General features: G+C 49.0%; 6 protein-coding genes. All 6 read left to right on the top strand.

Going from position 1 to position 19033, the window contains the following annotated elements:
* The first annotated feature begins 93 nt into the window (after positions 1–93).
* The 6 genes from C5O22_RS07475 to C5O22_RS07450 all read left to right on the top strand — a co-directional run bounded on the left by C5O22_RS07475 (position 94) and on the right by C5O22_RS07450 (position 18954).
* Positions 94–6036, top strand: coding sequence for an Ig-like domain-containing protein (locus C5O22_RS07475; protein ID WP_132780592.1), 5943 nt, complete (start codon positions 94–96; stop codon positions 6034–6036).
* A 13-nt stretch (positions 6037–6049) separates the two neighbouring features.
* Positions 6050–10729: an Ig-like domain-containing protein gene (locus C5O22_RS07470; RefSeq protein ID WP_132780591.1), complete on the top strand. Its 4680-nt coding sequence runs from the start codon at positions 6050–6052 to the stop codon at positions 10727–10729.
* 9 nt (positions 10730–10738) lie between these two features.
* Positions 10739–15421, top strand: coding sequence for a hypothetical protein (locus C5O22_RS07465; RefSeq protein ID WP_132780590.1), 4683 nt, complete (start codon positions 10739–10741; stop codon positions 15419–15421).
* A gap of 534 nt (positions 15422–15955) precedes the next feature.
* Entirely contained in the window at positions 15956–16804 is an 849-nt protein-coding gene (locus C5O22_RS07460) for a hypothetical protein (RefSeq protein ID WP_132780589.1), read from the top strand.
* Between the two features lie 241 nt (positions 16805–17045).
* Entirely contained in the window at positions 17046–18044 is a 999-nt protein-coding gene (locus tag C5O22_RS07455; RefSeq protein ID WP_132780588.1) for a metallophosphoesterase, read from the top strand.
* A complete protein-coding gene (locus tag C5O22_RS07450; protein ID WP_132780587.1) occupies positions 18037–18954 on the top strand; it encodes a hypothetical protein in 918 nt (305 codons plus the stop codon). Before C5O22_RS07455 ends, C5O22_RS07450 begins: the two co-directional genes overlap by 8 nt.
* The last annotated feature ends 79 nt before the right edge of the window (positions 18955–19033 follow it).

Here is a 19033-nt window from a genome sequence, read left to right as displayed (position 1 = left end):
ACCATCTCCCTTCGTTGATCACTGACATAATAGAAGCTATCTCATTTATTTAACGATAAGATAAGATAATAGGAGAGCAAAAAGGGGGGAAGTATGAAAAAAGGTTGGATCCTTGTCTTTCTGTTTTGTATCTGTTTTTTTGTTTTAGAAATACCATGGCTTGTTTTTGCCGGTGGTAGTCAGGATGCCACAGAAAAATCAGTAGAGAAACCAGCTGGTTTTAAAGAAAAACTTGATATTAACGACAAGAAACCGGGAAAATACAATTTTTATTTAGAGGCCCAGGATAAGGGTGGCAATGTAACATTGGAGGGGCCCTATAATATTTATATTGACCCAGAGTCAGATTTGCCGGTTCTTCGGATCATCAATCCCCGGCAGGATATGCGAGTCCCAGGAAACCTCAATATTGTGGGAACCTGCGTTGATGATGATGGGGTTTCGGCGGTAGAACTCATGTTTAATGAGGATCCTACCACTGTGGTGAAGGCGGAAGGCACTGAATTTTGGTCTTACTATTTGGATACCAAGAACCTTCCGGATAATCTTTATTCTATCACGGCCTGGGGTATTGATAGTAACGGCCTTAAGGGTAAGCCTGTTAAGGTATTGTGGAATTTAGATCGTAAACGGCCGGTAACTCAGGTAGAAAGCCATTCCCTCGGAGCCTTGGTGAGTGGAACAATAACCCTTCGGGGATGGGTGGAAGATGGAAATGGCATAGAGGTCCTCTCGGTATCTAGTGATAACGGGAAAACCTTTCAGCCTATAAAAATTTCCCAGAACAAGAAGGACAAACGAACCTCTTTTACCACTGTTATAAATACTCGCCAATTCGAAGATGGACCGAAGGTTATCTGGTTTAAAGCCAAGGACCGACAGGGTACTACGGGCATTTATAGTTATCTTATGTATGTAGATAACACGAAACCGGAAGTAAAAGTGGTGTCTCCTGAACCAGATATAGCAGTGAATGGGATATTTACGGTGGCCGGCTATGCAAAAGATACGGTGGGATTAAAATCCCTTTCCTGGTCATTGGGTAAAGATTCAGGAGAGTTTGAATTAATTGTAGGAAATCCCTGGTGGGTAAAGACCTTCGATATCCGGGGGCAAAACGTAAAAAGTCTTGATCTGGTTATTACCGCTGTAGATGTATCGGGGAATATAACCACAGAAAGACGTAAAATCCTTGTAGATCAGACAGCAGATTTGCCGGTGGTGCAACTCGAAGAGCCCCAGCAAAATCAGGTTTTCTTTGGTCATGAAATTAGCCTTCGGGGAATAGCCCGGGATGATGATGGGGTGGAACAGATATTTTATTCCCTTGATGGGTCTGCTCCTATAGAAATTCCTACCACCGGGGCGTTCCAGCTTGTTATTTCGGATATAAAGGCTGGTTCCCATACGCTTGAGGTATGGACAAAGGATATTACGGGTATTATTGGTCCTAAGATAGGAGTAAAAAATATTGTAGTAGCGGGCAATGTGCCTGATCTCGTTATAGAGCAGGTGGGAAGCGGTGCATCAAAAGGTGGAGAACAGAGACCGTTTAAATCGGGGATGGAGGTTAACAGTGAATCTAATCCCCGACTCATCTTAAAAGTAACGAGTGAAAGTGCTCTTAAAAAGCTCAGTTGGACCTTAGGGAGCCTTCCTGCACAGAATGGAGAAATAAAGGGAAAGAGCTCAAATTCCCTTATGTATGAAATCCCTCTTCCTTTAACCATAGATTATGGCCAGGTTCCTATCCGTATTGTTGCTACCGATATATATGATCGCCAGGGAGTGTTGGAGGACTTTATCTATGTGACCGACCTCACAAAGGCCCGGGGAGAACCGGCAGTAGTATTTGAAGATCTACGTATCGCCGAAGACGGAACCCTCCGTTTGGATGAGGTGTATCCCTTTACGGGATATCTCATAGGGGCCACTGCAAGAAAAGCACGGCTTACCAAAACGAGCAGGGTAGTGCGTCTTGTGGTAGAAGGGAATTTCTTCCGTCTTGAAAGGGGAGAATTACCGGGCCGAGAAGAGAATCTGGTAGTAGAATTTGAAACCGATAAGGGTTTTACCTATCGTTCACGTCCCTTTACGGTGATTAATCCCGGAACAACGCCGGTGCTTACACTGGATGACCCCCTTCCCCGGCTAGTAGAAAAGGAAGAAAATGAGAGTCTTGGTACCGTGATTATTAGCGGAAAAGTTCAGGCCGATTTACCCGTCGAACAAGTGAAATGGAGACTTTATGGGTCTGCTTCTGCGGCGGCAATTAAAGAAGGGGAATTGCCGGTAGCAAAAGAGCGATTTGAGTTAAGGATCGGCAAGGATGATATCCCCTTTGGCCCCGCGATCATTGAATTTTCTGCCAGAACCGATGGTGAATTGGGCGTGGCAGCGATACCAGTGTACCGAGAGGACCCTTCGGCGGTGCCGCTTGATCCAAAAGCGAAAATCCCTGCTCCCGTCGTTTCCTGGATAGAAGGGGAACAGTTGTACTACCTTGTTAACACCGCAGTTTCCCTCGATACCTATGAACTCCAGATAAATGGGAAAGTCCCCGGAGGAGAGGTACCTCAAAATCTCCCCTATTGTGGAGTAATTCCAAGATCAGCCCTTCTTATTGGGGCTAATACGCTCAACCTTCGGGTAAGTCAAAAACAGGATAAACGAGAGCAAAGCTGGAATTTTTCTTACAGAACGACGAGGGCAGCCCCGCCCTCTTCTATACGAATTGATCAGGTGGATGGCCAGAATTGGTTCAACGGCATGGTAGTGTCTATCCCGCGGGGCGGTAAAAAAGGTTCGTCCCTTGTGGCAAAGGTAGAAACCTACGGCCAGATCACGAATGCTGTCGCCTCTCTCGGGGGAAGAACAGGAGTGCGGGGAACGATTAAGAAACTTTCTGGTTCGGAGTACGAGGTAAGTTTTGAACTTCCCGTCGATTTGCCGGCCGAGAGAATTCCTGTTGCCGTAGAAGTAACAATCAAGGATAGCCCCGCTGTAAAGGCTTCAGGAAGTTTCTTTGTTGTTCGGCCTGCTGAAGAAAGACAAATAAACGTTGCTGAGAGTTTCCGCTGGGTAGCCCCCGCCATTTTACCGGACGCCAAGATTCTGCTGGATCAGCAGAAGCCGCTGGTGGGAATATATACGGGGCGTCCCCTCGCAAAGGTAGACTTCACTAAGAAAACAGAGGGCCTTCGCTGCGAAGTGGCAGATGGGCTAGTGATCCTCTCATCCCTTCGGGATGGTCTATACAGGGATGTTCGACTGGTGCTTACCGATGTGGATGGCTGGCAATATACCACCGATCCCTACACGATTTTAGCGGATTCGCAGAAACCGGAACTCGCTTTTGTCAAGAATATCGAAGGGGCATGGATTCAAAATAGTCTGGCCATAGAAATAGACGCCACCGATGCAAACGGAATTCAAAAACTTGAATACAGTGTAGACCTCGGCAAAACGTGGCAGCCCTTGCCAGACAAAAAAACAACCTTAGATGTATCTAGCCTGCCCGATGGAATTGTGGGATTAGTGTTTCAGGCCACCGATACGGCGGGTCGGGTAAGCCGTATCGGTGCGACGGTGCATAAAGATACGGTAGCGCCGGTAGCAAGGGTTGTGGTGCCTGTTCAGGATGTGCGGATAAATGGAATTCAGCGGCTGGGTATTGCCATCGAAGATGGGGGAAGGATTGCCTCTATTGAATACGAAGGACCTGATAAAAAACGCACATCCCTCGAACTCGGATATTTTATGGATCTGGTTGTGGGGAATCCCGAACTGCCTCTTAAGGAGGGTATGAAATTCCATATTACCGATGCGGCGGGAAATAAGACCGTTTTGGACTCTTTTCCCTTTGTGATAGATCAAGAGATGGATCTTCCCATTGCGGTGGTGAATGTTCCTGAGGATAACGAGGTTATAACCACGGATTTTGTGGTTTCTGGTATCATTTATGATGATGATAGGCCTGCCCGGATCTGGTACAAGATCGATGAGGGCGCCCTTACCGATCTCGAAGCGGAGTATGCCTTTTCTATTCCAATTTCCCTTACGAGCCTGACCGATAACGAGCACACCATTACCATAGTTCCCGAAGATATGTATGGTGTAAAAGGAAACCCGGTGGTTCGACGTTTCCGGGTGTCCCTGGAAGAACCGAAGGCGAGTGTGGTTTCCCCCCGTTTTGATGAAACAGTTAAAGGCGTTGTAGAGATAAAAGGTGTTGCTTCTGATAAAAATGGTATCGCCCTGGTGCAGGTTTCATTGGACAATGGTGTTTCCTTTAATGACGCCAAAGGGACCGAACAATGGTCATACAAATTCGATTCAAAGATTTTGCAGGACGCTACCCACGTGGTCTTTATTCGGGTTCGGGATAACTATGGCATAGAAGGGCTGTATTCGAGCATGATAAGCGTTGATAATACGTCTCCCCGGCTCTCCTTGGAATCCCCTGTGGATGGCCTTACCACGGTGGGGCCCGTGTCTATTTCTGGTCAGGCCAGTGACTCCATGGCCTTAGCGGGGATTACGGTGAATCTGCGGAGCCTGGAGGGAGTAAAGATCCCACCGGAACTTGCCACTATAACCATAAAGCCCGATGCGGTTATTACCGCAGACCTGGATCTCGGTTCTCTTCCCGATGGTTTGTACAATATCGATGTATGGGCTATTGATGAGGCAAAAAATGTGACGCGCCTTTCCCGTAACATTAGACTCGCAAAGAATAGCCAACCCAACTTTATAGAATGCCTCTATCCGCTAGAAGGAGAATATGTCCAGGGTTCTTTCAATCTCTATGGATATGTGGGGGGCACCGAAAAAGTAAAAACCCTTAGCCTTCTGGTTAATGGAGAAGTTCTGGAGGTCACAGAGGTAACTGCGGCGGGCTATTTCCGCTTCTCCCTGGATGGTACGAAGCTTCCCAGCGGTCCCGTGGTTCTTAAAGTTCGGGGTGATTTTGGTGGCACGAAAATGGTGGAATCTACCCCTCGCACTATCCATTATACTCCTAGTGGTCCCTGGGTAACGGTGGATAGTCTTACGATGGGGGATTTTGCCTTTGAACGGCCCTGGCTTAGTGGACGGGCTGGGTATGACCTTTCGGAAGAAGAAAAAACGCTCCTCGCCGATAAGAAACTCGATAAGGAAATCCGCGAGGCTATCCTGGCTAAGAAACTACAAGGGGTAGACATAAGCTTTGATAATGGTCGCACCTTTAAAGAAATAGCTAAAAATGGGAAATGGCGTTTCCGACTTGAGACCCAGGATATGGCCGAAGGTACCCACTACATGGTACTTCGGGCCCGTATGGCCAATGGAGAAAGCGCGGTTACCCGTATGCTGGTCCAGATTGATAAAACTCCCCCCACCATACGGCTCATTAGTCCTCAAACAGGAGGCCGGTATAACCAGGAACTGGAATTCGCTGGCCTTTCACAGGATGATATCGAACTTAAGGACCTGAAGTATGTTCTTCGCAAGGGGGACAAGGCTTCCTACGAAATACCGGGCTTTATCCAGGGTCTGTATCTTGATACCCATTTCTGGGGGGCCACCTTATACGATGTAGGGGCGGGGTTAACCTTCTTTGATAACAACGTAAAGCTCCAGTTCCAGGTAGGTCAGTTTACCCAGGAGCAATGGGCCTGGTTTACCAGTGAGCCCATGCGTTATGGAGGGATGGTGTACGGCGCGAAGCTCCTGGCAAATATTTTCTACTTCCCCTTTAGTTTTATGGGGGGGCCCGATTGGTCCTGGCTTTCGGCCAGCGTAGCCTTAGGGGCCAACTATTCTTACTTTACCTATACCCAGAGCGGTAAACCCCAAATGTTGTCTGCTATTCTGGGGCAGCTTGAGTTCCCCCGCATCACCATCCAGAACAAGAACATGAAGATGTTCCGGAGTTTTGCGATGTATACGGAGCTTCAGCTCTGGTTTGTGCCTACGGATGTGGATACTTCGATTGTTGATGTGGATACCCTGGTTCCCCATATTACGGCAGGGTTCAGATTAAATGTGTTTTAAGAGGAGGAGCAACATGAAACAATCTAAGCTCCTTACGTGGATCCTTAGGGCATCATGGCTGTGCATCCTCAGTGGGACGGTGGTTGGATTTCTAGGATGTAAGATAGGGCTAGGCTCAGAGGTGGACCTGATACCCCCTGAACTAACCATTACGAGCCCTTCGAACTTAGAGTATGTACCGCAGACCTTTGCTATTCAGGGAACCTGGTCTGATAATCAGGGGATCGGAGAAATCGTAATAACCAATGCCTCTACAGGGGCGATATTGGGGAAGGCCTCTATCCAGGGATCAGAATGGAATGCCCTTGTTTCTCTCCCTGAGGGGGAGCAGAACATCCGGGTTACCGCCTACGATAAAAATCAAAATAGCGGACAGAAGTCTACCCGAACTATCACGGTTCTGGTTGATGCGACTTCCCCGTATGTAAAAAAGTTAGAACTGGTTCGCTTAAGCGGTTCCCGGGATGACCCCCGGCCGCTGGATGCCCTTAAGGCCCTTGACCTCCTCAGCAAAGAGAATCTGGACCTCTTTCATAATGAGATTGTGCGTATAGAGGCAACCATAGCTGAAAATTTCCAGATGCAAAATGTTACGCTCCATGTGCTTGATGAATCGGGGCAGGATGTGCTTGTGCTTTCAAATAAAAGTCAGAATAAGTTTAGCCCCTATTTTGAACTTACCCAGGAGATGCTTACCCAGAAAAATTCCCTGTATGCCAGTGGTCGCCATTATTTCCGGCTTACCATGGAAGCCTACGACCAGGCAGGAAACAAAAATACGGATCAGTTTTTCTGGTTCTGCTGGTACCCCGAAGCGGATCAACCTAAGGTTGTGCATATGCCGGCGGTAACGGAAGGTCGTATCGTGGTCCCCTCGGGCAATATGGTTACCTTTGATTTTTACGATGATGATGGGCTCGGGGTGGTACAGATGAAGCAGCTTTCTATCACCGAATGGAATAACGTTCAGGGGACGACCGATGAGGAGAAATTAAACTATCTTAAGAACAACGACAGCGCCCGACAGACCCTTTTAGGTGCTTCCCTTGTGGGAAGCGAAGGGGGACGAATAAAAACCCATTCTCTATCGGTAGGCTCTATCTCAGGGGAATACCGCCTTGTGGCGATGGTTCGGGATGTGAAGAATGATGGGACCTCTCGGCTCTGGAATGCCCAGGTCTGGCCTCTTCTTGTGACAGACGAGGATGCACCCGTCCTCTTTGTCGAGAGTCCGGCCCAGAATACGGTGCCGGTGGTAGATGAAAACGGCACTTTTACCCTTCAGGGGTATGTCCTGGATAATCGGGGAACGACGACGATGCTTATGGCCTGGGTGCCTATCGGTTCTTCTCGCACAGAAGAAAGTGTGAAGTCTGAACTTGCCAATTGCCAGCTTGGGGTTGGAGGGAAAATTACATTACAGGATGGAACCGTGTTAAGAAGGATAGCCCTAACGGCAGCAGCGGATAGGGTTATCAATGGGGTTACCTATAAACAGCACACCTTCCAGATTCCGCTGAACCTTTTTACGGATTTTCTCTATAACGGGAATATCCAAAATACGACAAAAAAATTGTATTTCCTGGTGAAGGATGAGGACGAGAACAAAACTTACCAATCCTTTGTACTTGCCGGTGACCAGGCTCCTCCCACTATCACCATAAGCTATCCGTCCCAGGATTTACAGGTCCACGATGTTGCACAGGACCTGGTTATTCAGTTTAGTGCCAGTAAAGAAAGTGGCCTTGCGATAGAACAGGCCCGGCTAGAGGACATTACTAATAATGCCAATCCCCAGGAACTTACTCTAAGTAGGACCGGCAATACCTGGTCTTCTACGGTATCTGCGGCATCTCTTTCTGAAGGACGGCGAACCTATCGGATATCGGTCACCGATAAGCTCGGTAATGTGGCAACGCAACAACGGACGGTTATTCTGACGGCGTTACCGGCGCTCTCGTATATTACCTCGAGTCAGAGCAATGGCCTGTATAAAACCGGGCAACCCCTGCTTTTGCAAGCAAAATTTTCCCGGCCGGTAAGAGTAACGGGAGGTCCCCGCTTACGGTTGCGCTACACCCCGACTGATACCAGCGATAAATATGCTTCCTATACCAGTGGAAATGGGACGGATACCCTGGTGTTTACCTTTACGGTTCCCTCGGGAGCGGAAAGCAGTCAGTTACGAACGCCCTCTACTCCTATCGATCTTAACGGAGGAACCATAGAACCCACCGAGGGCCTGGGGGGGAGCGCATTGCTGCCGGGTATCAATGGGGTGCCGCCTCTTGAAGAGGCTAAGTCGCTCCAGGGAAGGAAAGAATTAGCTATTGACGGGGTACCCCCCGTCATTAGCTCCCTTACGGTAAATCCTGGGTATTACCGGGCCGGTACCACTATTATAGCTACCCTGACGTTGTCTGAGAGGGTCCTGGTAAATGGCTCTCCCCAATTGCTCCTTAGCGGAACTAATCCCGCCCAGTTTACGGGCAGTTTCTTGCAAGTGGCGGACAATGTGCTTACCTTTGCCTTTGGGATAAGTGCCGGACAAACGGCTAATCCTCTTTCGTATAATCTCAGTTCCTGTATACCTTCCAACCAGCTTTCCTCTATCACGGATCTAGCCGGAAATCCCCTGGTCCTTTCTACCTCTGGTACAGGTGTGACCAGCGCCTATGTGGATACTACCGCCCCGGCAGCACCTGGTATCAGTGGGGTAACCAATGGGGCTAAATATAACAGTCCGGTTACGATCACCCTTACCGGTCTTGAGACGGGGGCCCAGGGCTCTTACTCTCTGAACGGCGGTGTTTCCTGGCAGCCCTATACCAACCCCGTCGCTGTGGGGGCCAGCGGGGCCTATACGGTGATGGCTACCCAGCGGGATCAGGCAGGGAATATCTCTCCCATAAGCAATCCTGTCTCTTTTGAAATGAACACCGCTTTCCCGGACATACAGGAGCTTTCCTGCGAGAATCCCGATGGCACCTATGGTATAGGAAGCGTAATGCGCTTTAAGCTTGTCTTTGCAAATACCGTAAAAACCATAGGAAGCGGGGCCACAGTAACCATCGGAAGTGGTGCCTCTGCAAGGACGGCCACGGTAGTTCAAAACCCAACGGGGGCTGCGGTCCTGTATTTTGAGTATACCGTGAGCGCAGGAGATGTCTTTAATCCCGTAACGGTAAGCGCCATAAATCTTACTAATGTGCAAGACCTTTATGGCAATAGTCCTGGAACGGTAACGGTACCGACCTTTAATCGGCCTGGTCTTAAGATTGATGGGGTGCCGCCGGCGGTAAGCAGCAGGAGTCCAGAGCCCAACACGGCCAGTAGTGACTCGCAAATTTCGGTGACCTTTAATGAACCTATCTTTGTTGAATCGGGGCTTATCGAAGTGCGCCGAACTGGCAACTGGTACATTCCTGTGGTGCTTACGGAAGCGGAGTTTGCGGCCATTTACTATTCCTCGGCCCTTACCGAAGCGGATCGACAAACCCTGATGTTTACCGAAAATGGCGCTCCCCTCTTGCATCCTCAGACAGGACAGCCTGTGGGGCCCTACCGAAAGATTACCCATGGGTTAAAGCTCTCAGGAAGCACCTATGTGCCCGATACAGCCACGAAATATGTACTGGATTTCCCCTTCTCGGCGGCGGATAATCAAGAGGTAACCTACGCGCTGGACTTGAATAATGATGGTGACACTAATGATCTTGGAGAAACTCGAACTATCGCTGCAGGGGCAATTCGGGCGGTCTTGGAAAAAACGGGCTACCATAGACAAACGGTAGATGTGGCCTCCTATGCGGTGAGCATTACGGGAAATACGGTCACTATTACGTTGCCGAAACCCCTGGTACGGGGGCGCCAGTGGACCGTTACCATTCCCGCGGGGGCGTTCCGTGATGGGGCGGGTAATACCAATGAAGAGATAATCTGGTCCTTCTGGTCTGACCAGGTAGCAACCCCGGTGATTCGCGTGGATCGGTACAGCCATGGATGGGGAGCCCAAGAGCCCATCGTGAGCGGTGGTTATATTACGGGCTATCGTTCCGTAGGGAATGTGGATATCACCACCGTTCCCACCGGTTATGTTCGCGTCCGGATTGACTGTGAAACCCCGGGGGCTACGATTCTGTATGGTACCCTTACTAAAAGCAGTGCCACCGTGGACCCCACTGGAGTGGGGAGTAACCAAACAAGAAGCTCTTCTAATGCCGATGCCACAGATACCGATTTAAGTGGAATAAACTCTGCTACCCTATATACCGGATTCTTCCCCTTAGGAGATGGGGCATTAAATACGGCTATTAAGTATTACATTGCCGCTACTGCCACTAAAGCAGCCAATGGTTCTGAACCGGCCCTAACGGCTTCGGATCGGGGATACGAAGGGGTCTTTAAAAGTATCATTATGTATCGGGAGCCCGGTTCTACAGGACCTCTTCGGTTCGAGGGAAGTAATATACAGGGAGGGATGCCAACTATCTCTGGCTTCCCCTTACGAGATGCGGATCCGGATATTCGTTTCTCCAAGTATGCCTATAATACCGGTGCAGATTGGTACTGGATAAGCTGGGAAATTGTTTCTATCTGGTATAACCAGAGTGTGCGGGCTAATTGGCAGCAAGGGTATTACGAAAATAGCTATGGCAACTATCTCTATAGTTATCAAAAAACCTACTGGTAAAAGGAGGCGATGATGAAAAAGTTTTCTATCAGTACGTTGATAATCCTGAGCCTCCTCGTGGGGGCCTGTAAATTTGTGGTAGGCCTGGGGCCCCAGGTAGATATGACGGGGCCCGTTCTGGAAATTCACAGCCCGACCTATATGGAGAATGTGCAACCTACCTTTACGATAAAAGGTGTGGTGGAAGATGATATTCAGTTTAAAGAACTGGAGATTACTGTAGACCGGCTTCCGGGTATGGTGTGGCGGTATGCGGTGGATTCGGGTTGGATGAGGCGCTCCTCTTCTGAAGGGTCATGGCAAGCAGATACGGCGGGGAAGGCCCTGGGGGATAAAAAGCGGGTCCAATGGGAAACGAGCGTAGCCCTGGGTGACTCCGCAGAGGGGGAGTATGTGATTACCGTTACTTCCAGGGATGCCTTTGGGAACGTATCTTCCAAGTCGGTGCAGCAACGAACCGTGGTGGTGGATAAAACACCCCCGCTTCTTACTATAAACACTCCCTCGTTAGAAGTTCTTTTAGGGGGGCAAAGCCCGGAAGATCGGTTTGGCGTTTTACAACTGGAAGATCCGGTGAATCTTACCCGGCTTTTTAATGGGGATCTCGCCTTTTCGTGGAATATTGCTGAAAATAACAAGCTGAAAAGCCTGGTGTTTCAGCTTGCCGGTACGACAGATAATTCCATTTATTATGAGAAGACCCTTCAAAATATAGAACGGAGTGGAAGCCTTGCTATTACGCCAGCGGAAATTAAAGAGCCTCTTACTGGTAATGTGGTAACAGGGAAAACCTACCTGCAGGTAATTGTGGATGTATATGACGAAGCAAACAACCGGGAACGTGCGAGTAAGGGCTGGTTTTGTTATTGGCCCGAGGCAGACAAACCCTGGGTGGTATTGCCCGTAAAGGATGAAAATCCGGGTAATTTCCAATTTGCGCCGAACTATAGCCTTCAGGGGCAGGCTTACGATGACGATGGGCTCAAAGAAATTCGGGTTGAAATCTACCGTTATCAAACTACTACTCTTATAAAAGAAGAAGTAATAGATCTATCAAATAAAGCACCCCGTTCAACAACCTGGTCCATTACGGTACCGGATGAGATGGGTAACTATACTCTTAAGGCCCGGTGTACGGATATCTATGATGAGGTATCAACAGTAAAGATAGGTCATTTCTACGTTCAGGATGTGGGGCTCCCCAATATCACGGTCCTTGAGCCAGATACGAGCCAGAGCCTTTTTGGTGATGCGAACGGGAACTTCACGGTTCGGGGCTCCGCCGATGATGATTCGGGAATTACCCAGGTAAAAATTGCCTGGATAAAACCGGGATCCCAGCAGAGCGAAGAACTCCTTAAGTACATGGATAGGAATTATGCGGGGTGGAACCAGGTTGGTATCGATGGTAGGGGAAACAAGGTGTGGGCTGCCAACCTTGAGAATCCTTTAATTCAAGCAGGTCGGGTGATTCGAGATTTTTCCCTTTCCCTTAATCTTTTTTCAGATCTCGGGATCAATGGCAATACCCTTAAACTTGAGAATCAGACCTTTGTGGTATGGGCGAAAGACAATAGTGAAAAGACAAGAACCCAGCAGATAAACGTACCGGGAGATCGTAGTGCCCCTGAACTTACAATTGATACAGTTTCTGTCCATTCGGGAGGAACTATCACTAATTATGATGTAACTTCTTCCTTAATTCTTCCGGCCCTGGGCGTCGGCGATACGGTATCTTTTTCGGGAACCTGGAAAGATGATTCTACGGATCGCTGGAGTGATAAAAACAAGATAGGCCCGATTGAGGTCCGGTGGGGGGGAGCTAATTTTGTGGTTACCAGAAATACCAATGATACCTGGACTACCAATCAGATTGTTCCTCCCGCTGGCGCGGTGGCTACTATTGAGGCTCAACAAAGCGACTGGGGCGGTAATAAGGGTCTACACCGGGTGTCTTTTTTAGTGGAAACCGATAATCCTGTTCTGGTTCGGATAAGTAGCGATAAGGACGACGGGGCTTACCCGGCGGGGACGGTTATTTCGATTTATTTAGATTTTAACAAAAATGTTACCTTTAGTGGGGGCGCCTCAAATCCGACCCTTACCCTGAATAATGGGAGAACCGCTTCGTATTCTAGTGGAAATGGTACGGCTCGCCATGTGTTCCAGTATACCGTTGCAGCGGGAGACACGAATGTAGAGAAACTGGATGTGACTGCTATTGTTTCAGGGGGGCATCAATGGAAAGACAGTAGTGGCAAAACTACGTCTATGACGCTTCCCACGGGGGTTAATTCCCTGGCGGGTGGAAAGTCCCTGTGTATAGATACAATTGCGCCTACCCTGGAGGCAACCCAGCCCTATAAAGCTATTAGTTCGGCGGGGTGCTATAATGCGGACAAAACCCTCTTCCTGCAAGTGGAATTTTCGGAGGCCGTAACGATAAGCGGATCGCCCCGTCTCAGGTTATCCAGTGGGGCCAATGCGGTGGCTACCTATAGTACTAAATTGAGTGATCAGTGGTATCTGTTTATATATACCGTGCAGGCAGGGGAGAATACTGCTGCCCTTGCCGTAACGGCCTTTGAACTCAACGGGGCCACTATTAAAGATCGGGCCGGAAATAGCTTTACCCCCCAGGGGGGAGGCTCCCTCGATAAATCTATAGTGATTGATACCACCGCTCCGGCGAATCCCACGATAAGTGGTATTACAGGGGGCACAAAATATGCGGCGCAGACCTTTACCGTAAGTGGTGAATCCGGGGCCACCCTTGAATATTCCACTGATGGGGGAGGGCACTGGCAGACCTATACGGGGGTGGTGACTATTTCTTCCAATGGGGAATATGCCATAACGGCCCGACAGACAGATCAGGCGGGGAATATCTCGCCGGCAAGTAGTTCTATAGTAGTCATAGTCGATAAGGATCCTTTGCTGCTTTCGGTAACCACTCCCCTGGCGGATGGACGGTATGGAGCAGGGACGGTCATTGATATTAAACTGAATTTCCGCAAACCCATTACCGTTAGAGGGAATCCTTCGTTGCAATTGAATACGACCCCCCTTCGGAGTGCAAGTTACGAGAGCGGTAGCGGTACCACCACCCTTACCTTCAGCTATACTGTCCAGGAAGGGGATGCCGCTGCTGCTTTGAATGTAAGTTCTCTTGTAATTCCACAAGGAACAAATTTTATGGATAGTACTGGTACAGAGGTTACGAGTTATATCACCTTGCCTGTTGCAGGAAGTGGTCGGACCCTGGCGGAACAGCGGACTATCGAAATAGTAACGGGGGTTCCCCTGTTAACCTCTGCTACGCTTACCGGAACTACCCTGACCCTTACCTTTAACCGTCCTATTTACAAAGGAAGTGGTTCCCTTACCCTGGAGATTCCTGAAGTTTCCTATCGGGTTCCTGCAGTTCTTTCAGAAGCTCGATATACCGAATTAGCAAATCGTCTTTCTGGCGCAAATCTGACGACCTTCCAGAATGCCTACAAACGGGGAACCAATGGGGCTACCGAAACTGGTCCTGATCTGGATGCGAAGTATGTCCTTGACTGGAACACGGATATTACTGATGCGAACCTGCGAACGGTATTGCGAGCGGCGGGGGAACATCGCGTAAGTATCCCTGTCCTTTCGAGCGCCGTGGTCCGCAGTGGAAATACCCTTACTATCACCCTGGCGGGTTCCTATGCCCTTCCGGTTAAAGGAGTTGTCTATGATCTTCTTTTACCTGCGGGGCTTGTGGTGGATCAGCTTTCTCGGCCGAATCCCGCGGTAACTTCGGGATTCCAGATTACCCCAGAGGGAGTAGAAGCCCCGATTATCAGGATCCGGAAATCCCGGGAAACCCTGGCGCTTACAAACGGTGTGGTACGGGCAAGCCAGCCATTAACGGCTCAGATAAAAATGGAATGCCGTACGCCAGGGGCCACCGTGTATTACACCGAAAGTTCTGCCTGGTATGCCACTCAGCCGATAGATCCAAACATCAATACCGATGGTGTGAAACCAACAGCTCAAGCAGGGCCTCCTGCTCCTGCAGAACCCACCACTAGCAGTACGAGCTATACCGCTTCCTTTACCATTGGAAGCGCTACCGATCTCGTTCAGGGCCTTAAGTATCGAGTTAGAGCACGGGCCTACAAAGATGGGGTATGGTCCAGTGATGCCTGGGAACAGGCCTACCGTTCGGTGCTTCGCTTTAATAATGATGGGCCGGTGAGCCTTAATCCTACTGCAGCCCAGGGATATTCCGATACTCTTGTTGAGCAGCCCTGGGTGCGGGGAGGAGATGCGGTAACTGGTTCGGTTTTAACTCCCGGCTTCCCTCTTTCCTGGGATGAAAATGATTACGGAGGAATCCGGCTTATGACACTGGCCTCGGGGGATCCCACAGGGAATAGTATTTGGTATTGGGTCTCCTGGGATATTAATACTACCGCCTATGTGGGGCTCCTGCTGGGCACCACCCCCACCGATGTGAATGAAGCCACTAATTATGGACCCAAAACCTGGGGCTGGGGGAAAAATGCCTGGGTTCCCTTTAAGGAGTACTATCCTCTTTTCCCGGGAGAAAGCAGGACCTTGCAGAGTAGTCTTTATGCAACAATTCAGGGAGTGAATAGAGGCTCCTTCATGTTCGGTATTACCAATGATGGGGGCACAAAGACAAGACCATAAATAACAGACAGGGTCCTTCCCCAGCATTCTAATGCTCCGGTGAGCCTTCCTTCTGGCCTCGCTTGATTGGGGCCGTGCTCTCCCCTCTAGCCACGCCGGAGCACCTTGAGGGAGCCGGACCCCTTCCCGGTGGCTCCGAAGTACCGGGGGACCTTTGTTGTTCCCTTTTTTGATTTCGCCGGCCTATGTCGAGGCCGGCGGACTCCTCTCCGGTGGCTCCGATGTACCGGGGGGCTTTCTTGGCCCTTAGGACTTTTGGGGTGCCTTTTTGGCTTTGCTGGGGCCAATCATTTTTATTTCCCCCCTTGCAGATGTACCATTTTTGTTCACAATTAATAATATGAGCTATCCATCGGGCAAACCACATGCAACGAATCCTTTTATTCCTTCCAGAGGGGCAAAGGGGTGCCCCTCCCTCTATAGCATGGCCGGGGGAAGCCCCTCTCGCTCCCTGGAAGGGGCGAAGAATGAACCCCATACCATTCCTGAAAGAAAGACCGCTCGGTCAGTTCCTTTGTGGCAGGGGGGCCCCAGGTGATGATCCCTCCTCTTTCTGAGGGTTGTTCGCAGGCATCCCTTAACCGAGAGGCCCTTTGTGCCGATACAAGTACTATAGAGCAGCACCCTATGCCACTAAAAAGCGGTTTTTCACTCCTGGAAATGGATAAAAAGCTGATCCGGGAACATGCCATTCAAATTCGCGATGCCCTCTTTGGCTGTACTACCGAGGTTCAGGTAGAAGCCTCCGCTGCCTTTGCCCGCTACCTGAGCAAGGTGGGGATAAACCAGGATAATTACTGGCTTTTTATGCGTCTCCTCATGACCAATAATCCCTGGGTCGTGGATGAATTGCTCCACGATCGGGAACCCCGGCTCCTGTTTTCCACCATTTTACCCACCAAAGAATTGATAGATGCGGCTTTCGAAGCCCTGTTTTCCCGTCACCCCGACGAAATCTATGTCCCCGCCCTGTTAGCCTTTCTTGGAATTATCCAGAACGCCTATTTTGATCCCGATGATGGTTATCGCCTCAGGCGTATCACCATTATGGACATCAATGCACTGGGTAAATTCCTTTTAAAAAATGAAGGCCAGGACCATCCCCTCAACGCCTTGATTCTTGATATTCTTGATAGGTTAAGTCAAATAGGTCGCTATTACCCTGAGCCGGACAAAAACATCCTTTCTCAGCAGGCCTTTAGTGTCCGCTACGCCTATTTTGATAAAACCCGGGACCTGGTCGATGCTATTCCGGAACCCCTCCTGGTGCGGGTTCCCGATAGGCTGGGGGTCCCCCCTGAAGAGGATTATCAAGAACTGGCAAAGAAACGAAAAGAACGACGTCGGGATGCCCGGGGAAGGTTTGTGAAAGAAAAGCCCTAAAAACGAGGAAAGAACGAGCCAGTCCTCTGGGAGAGGGGGAATCTCAGGGGGGACAAAGGGAAAAGGCGGGGACGCCGAAGACCTATCCTATTGAATGAGGGGACTGTAAAGAAGTCGGCTTCTCCCCACCTTTTTACTGTACCGAAGGGGCGGGGAAATCCGGGGGACGTTGAAAAGAAAGGGAAAAAAGCCTTTCTTCCGGACCGAATAGATACTTAGGTACCCCCAGGAGGATAATTCGATGCCTAAAAAAAAGAATCTTGGAATGGAAGCTCCTCTTACCACTACAAAAACCAAGGAAAACCGGAAAGGGACCAGTAGTACCATCGAAGGTGTCCCACTGTCTGGAGTGCCCCTTGTTCGTTATGTGATTGATTGTATCAATAACCTGTCAGGACGGCTTCTTGATGAGGAAGGTAAGCCGGGAGGTCTGGTTCTTTTCCCACAGAATAAGAAACCTATTATTATTGGGGACCTTCATGCAAATCTAGAAAACCTTCAAAAAATTCTGGACCATGGTACGAATCGCGAGGATTTAAAAAAAGGAGAAGCCGCATGTGTTTTTCTTGGAGACATTCTGCATGATGACCGAACCGGATATATGAAGGACATGAAAAGCTCGGTGGCTATTCTGGATGCCCTCTTTGAACTTTTTGTACAGTATCCTGGTCAGATTTATTATATTCGAGGGAACCATGATTCTTTTGATGAACGATTACGAAAAAGTGGTATTTCCCAGGGGGTAGAATTTAAAAATGAGCTCATTGCCCAAAAGGGCGAGGCCTATGCGGAAGCGGTGGGGGAATTCTTCGAATGTCTGCCGGTTTTTATTATTGGAGAAGGTTTCGTTATTACCCATGCGGGCCCCCCCCGGGGTGGTGTTGTTCGGGAGGAGCTTATCAATATCAAGAAATATCCTGAAAAATTACACCAGCTTTTGTGGAATAGGGTAAACGAATTCCATGGGAATCCGAGCCTTAAGGAATATGGCGAAAAGGATATTCGTCTCTGTCTTGAATTATTAGGATTGCCCCTGGATACCCACTTTATCGTGGGGCATAATCCTCTGTGGAACGATGGTAACGAGACAGGGGTGTGGATGAATGTGATAGGTATTAAAAACCATCACATTTTGTATTCGGGATCAGGGAGCAGGGCCCCCTATTTTACTTTTGAAGAAGGGAAATTGGTGGTCCATTTTGCGATTCCTAAACCGGCGGAGGTGTATTACTATGGATAGTAGGGAACAACTGAGCCAGGAAATTGGTGATCCATCACTTATTCGATATTATTATTTGGATAGAACCACAAAAGAACTGGGGTTTTTTTTAAACAACCTGCATCTTACCCTCTTATCTGCCCAAGATGAGGTTCCTTTTAATGCCCAGGTAAAAAGTTACCTTGCTGCCCGGGACGAAGAGAATCACCTGTGGCTTATTAAGCCGGTTCTTTCAAAAGAAGAGATGCTCTTTCATCGATCTTGTGAACTGGCCTACCTCCTGGATCACCGAACGGGAACGCTGGCGGCCCCCACTACTGCCCTTTACATTGAAGGGAAGCCCTATCGGGCGACTAAGGCGGTTCAGAAATTCATGCAAATCAGTTCCTACGATTATCTGGAAGAGCCCTTTATCGGTATCCTGCGGCTCGATTTGATTAACCGCTGGATCTATTTTGATGAAGACCGGAATCCCAATAATTATCTTGTTATTACCAATACTAAAAATCGTCCGTTTATTGTAGCCATCGATTATGATAAGGCGGATATGCTGGCGGAATACATGAAAATTACCGGTACTCCCGAAAAATTCGGCTGGATCCGGACCGAAAAAACCCGTTTTCTAACCCTTCTCCGGCCCGATAACTTTGAACGCCTTTCCATAGAAGATTTTTCCAGTCGTCTTAGCGCTTTTGAATCCATTACCCTGGAAGAGCTTCGGGAGCTTGCACTCATCGTATTTGATGGTTTTTGTGATGAACCAGTAAATCGGGCAGAAACGGTAGCCCGTCATCTGATTGAACGCCGAGACTATGTGCTTTCCTATTTTCGAAGCATGTTTAAACCACGGTGCGAGACCCCTTCTTGCCAGGATGATGAATACGCAGCCCTAGGAAAGAGTTTTCTGGATATGCATAAAAGAAAGCTTTAAAAACTCAGAAAATTTATGATTTTCCTCTTGACAGGTCGTTTTGCTGTTTTAGACTTTAAATGGATGTGCCATCACTTCT

It is taken from the genome of Treponema sp. J25 (genome assembly GCF_004343725.1).
Lineage (GTDB): Bacteria > Spirochaetota > Spirochaetia > Treponematales > Breznakiellaceae > J25.
The sequence above is the reverse complement of the archived record's forward strand: the minus strand, read 5'-3'. Positions and strand labels throughout refer to the sequence as shown.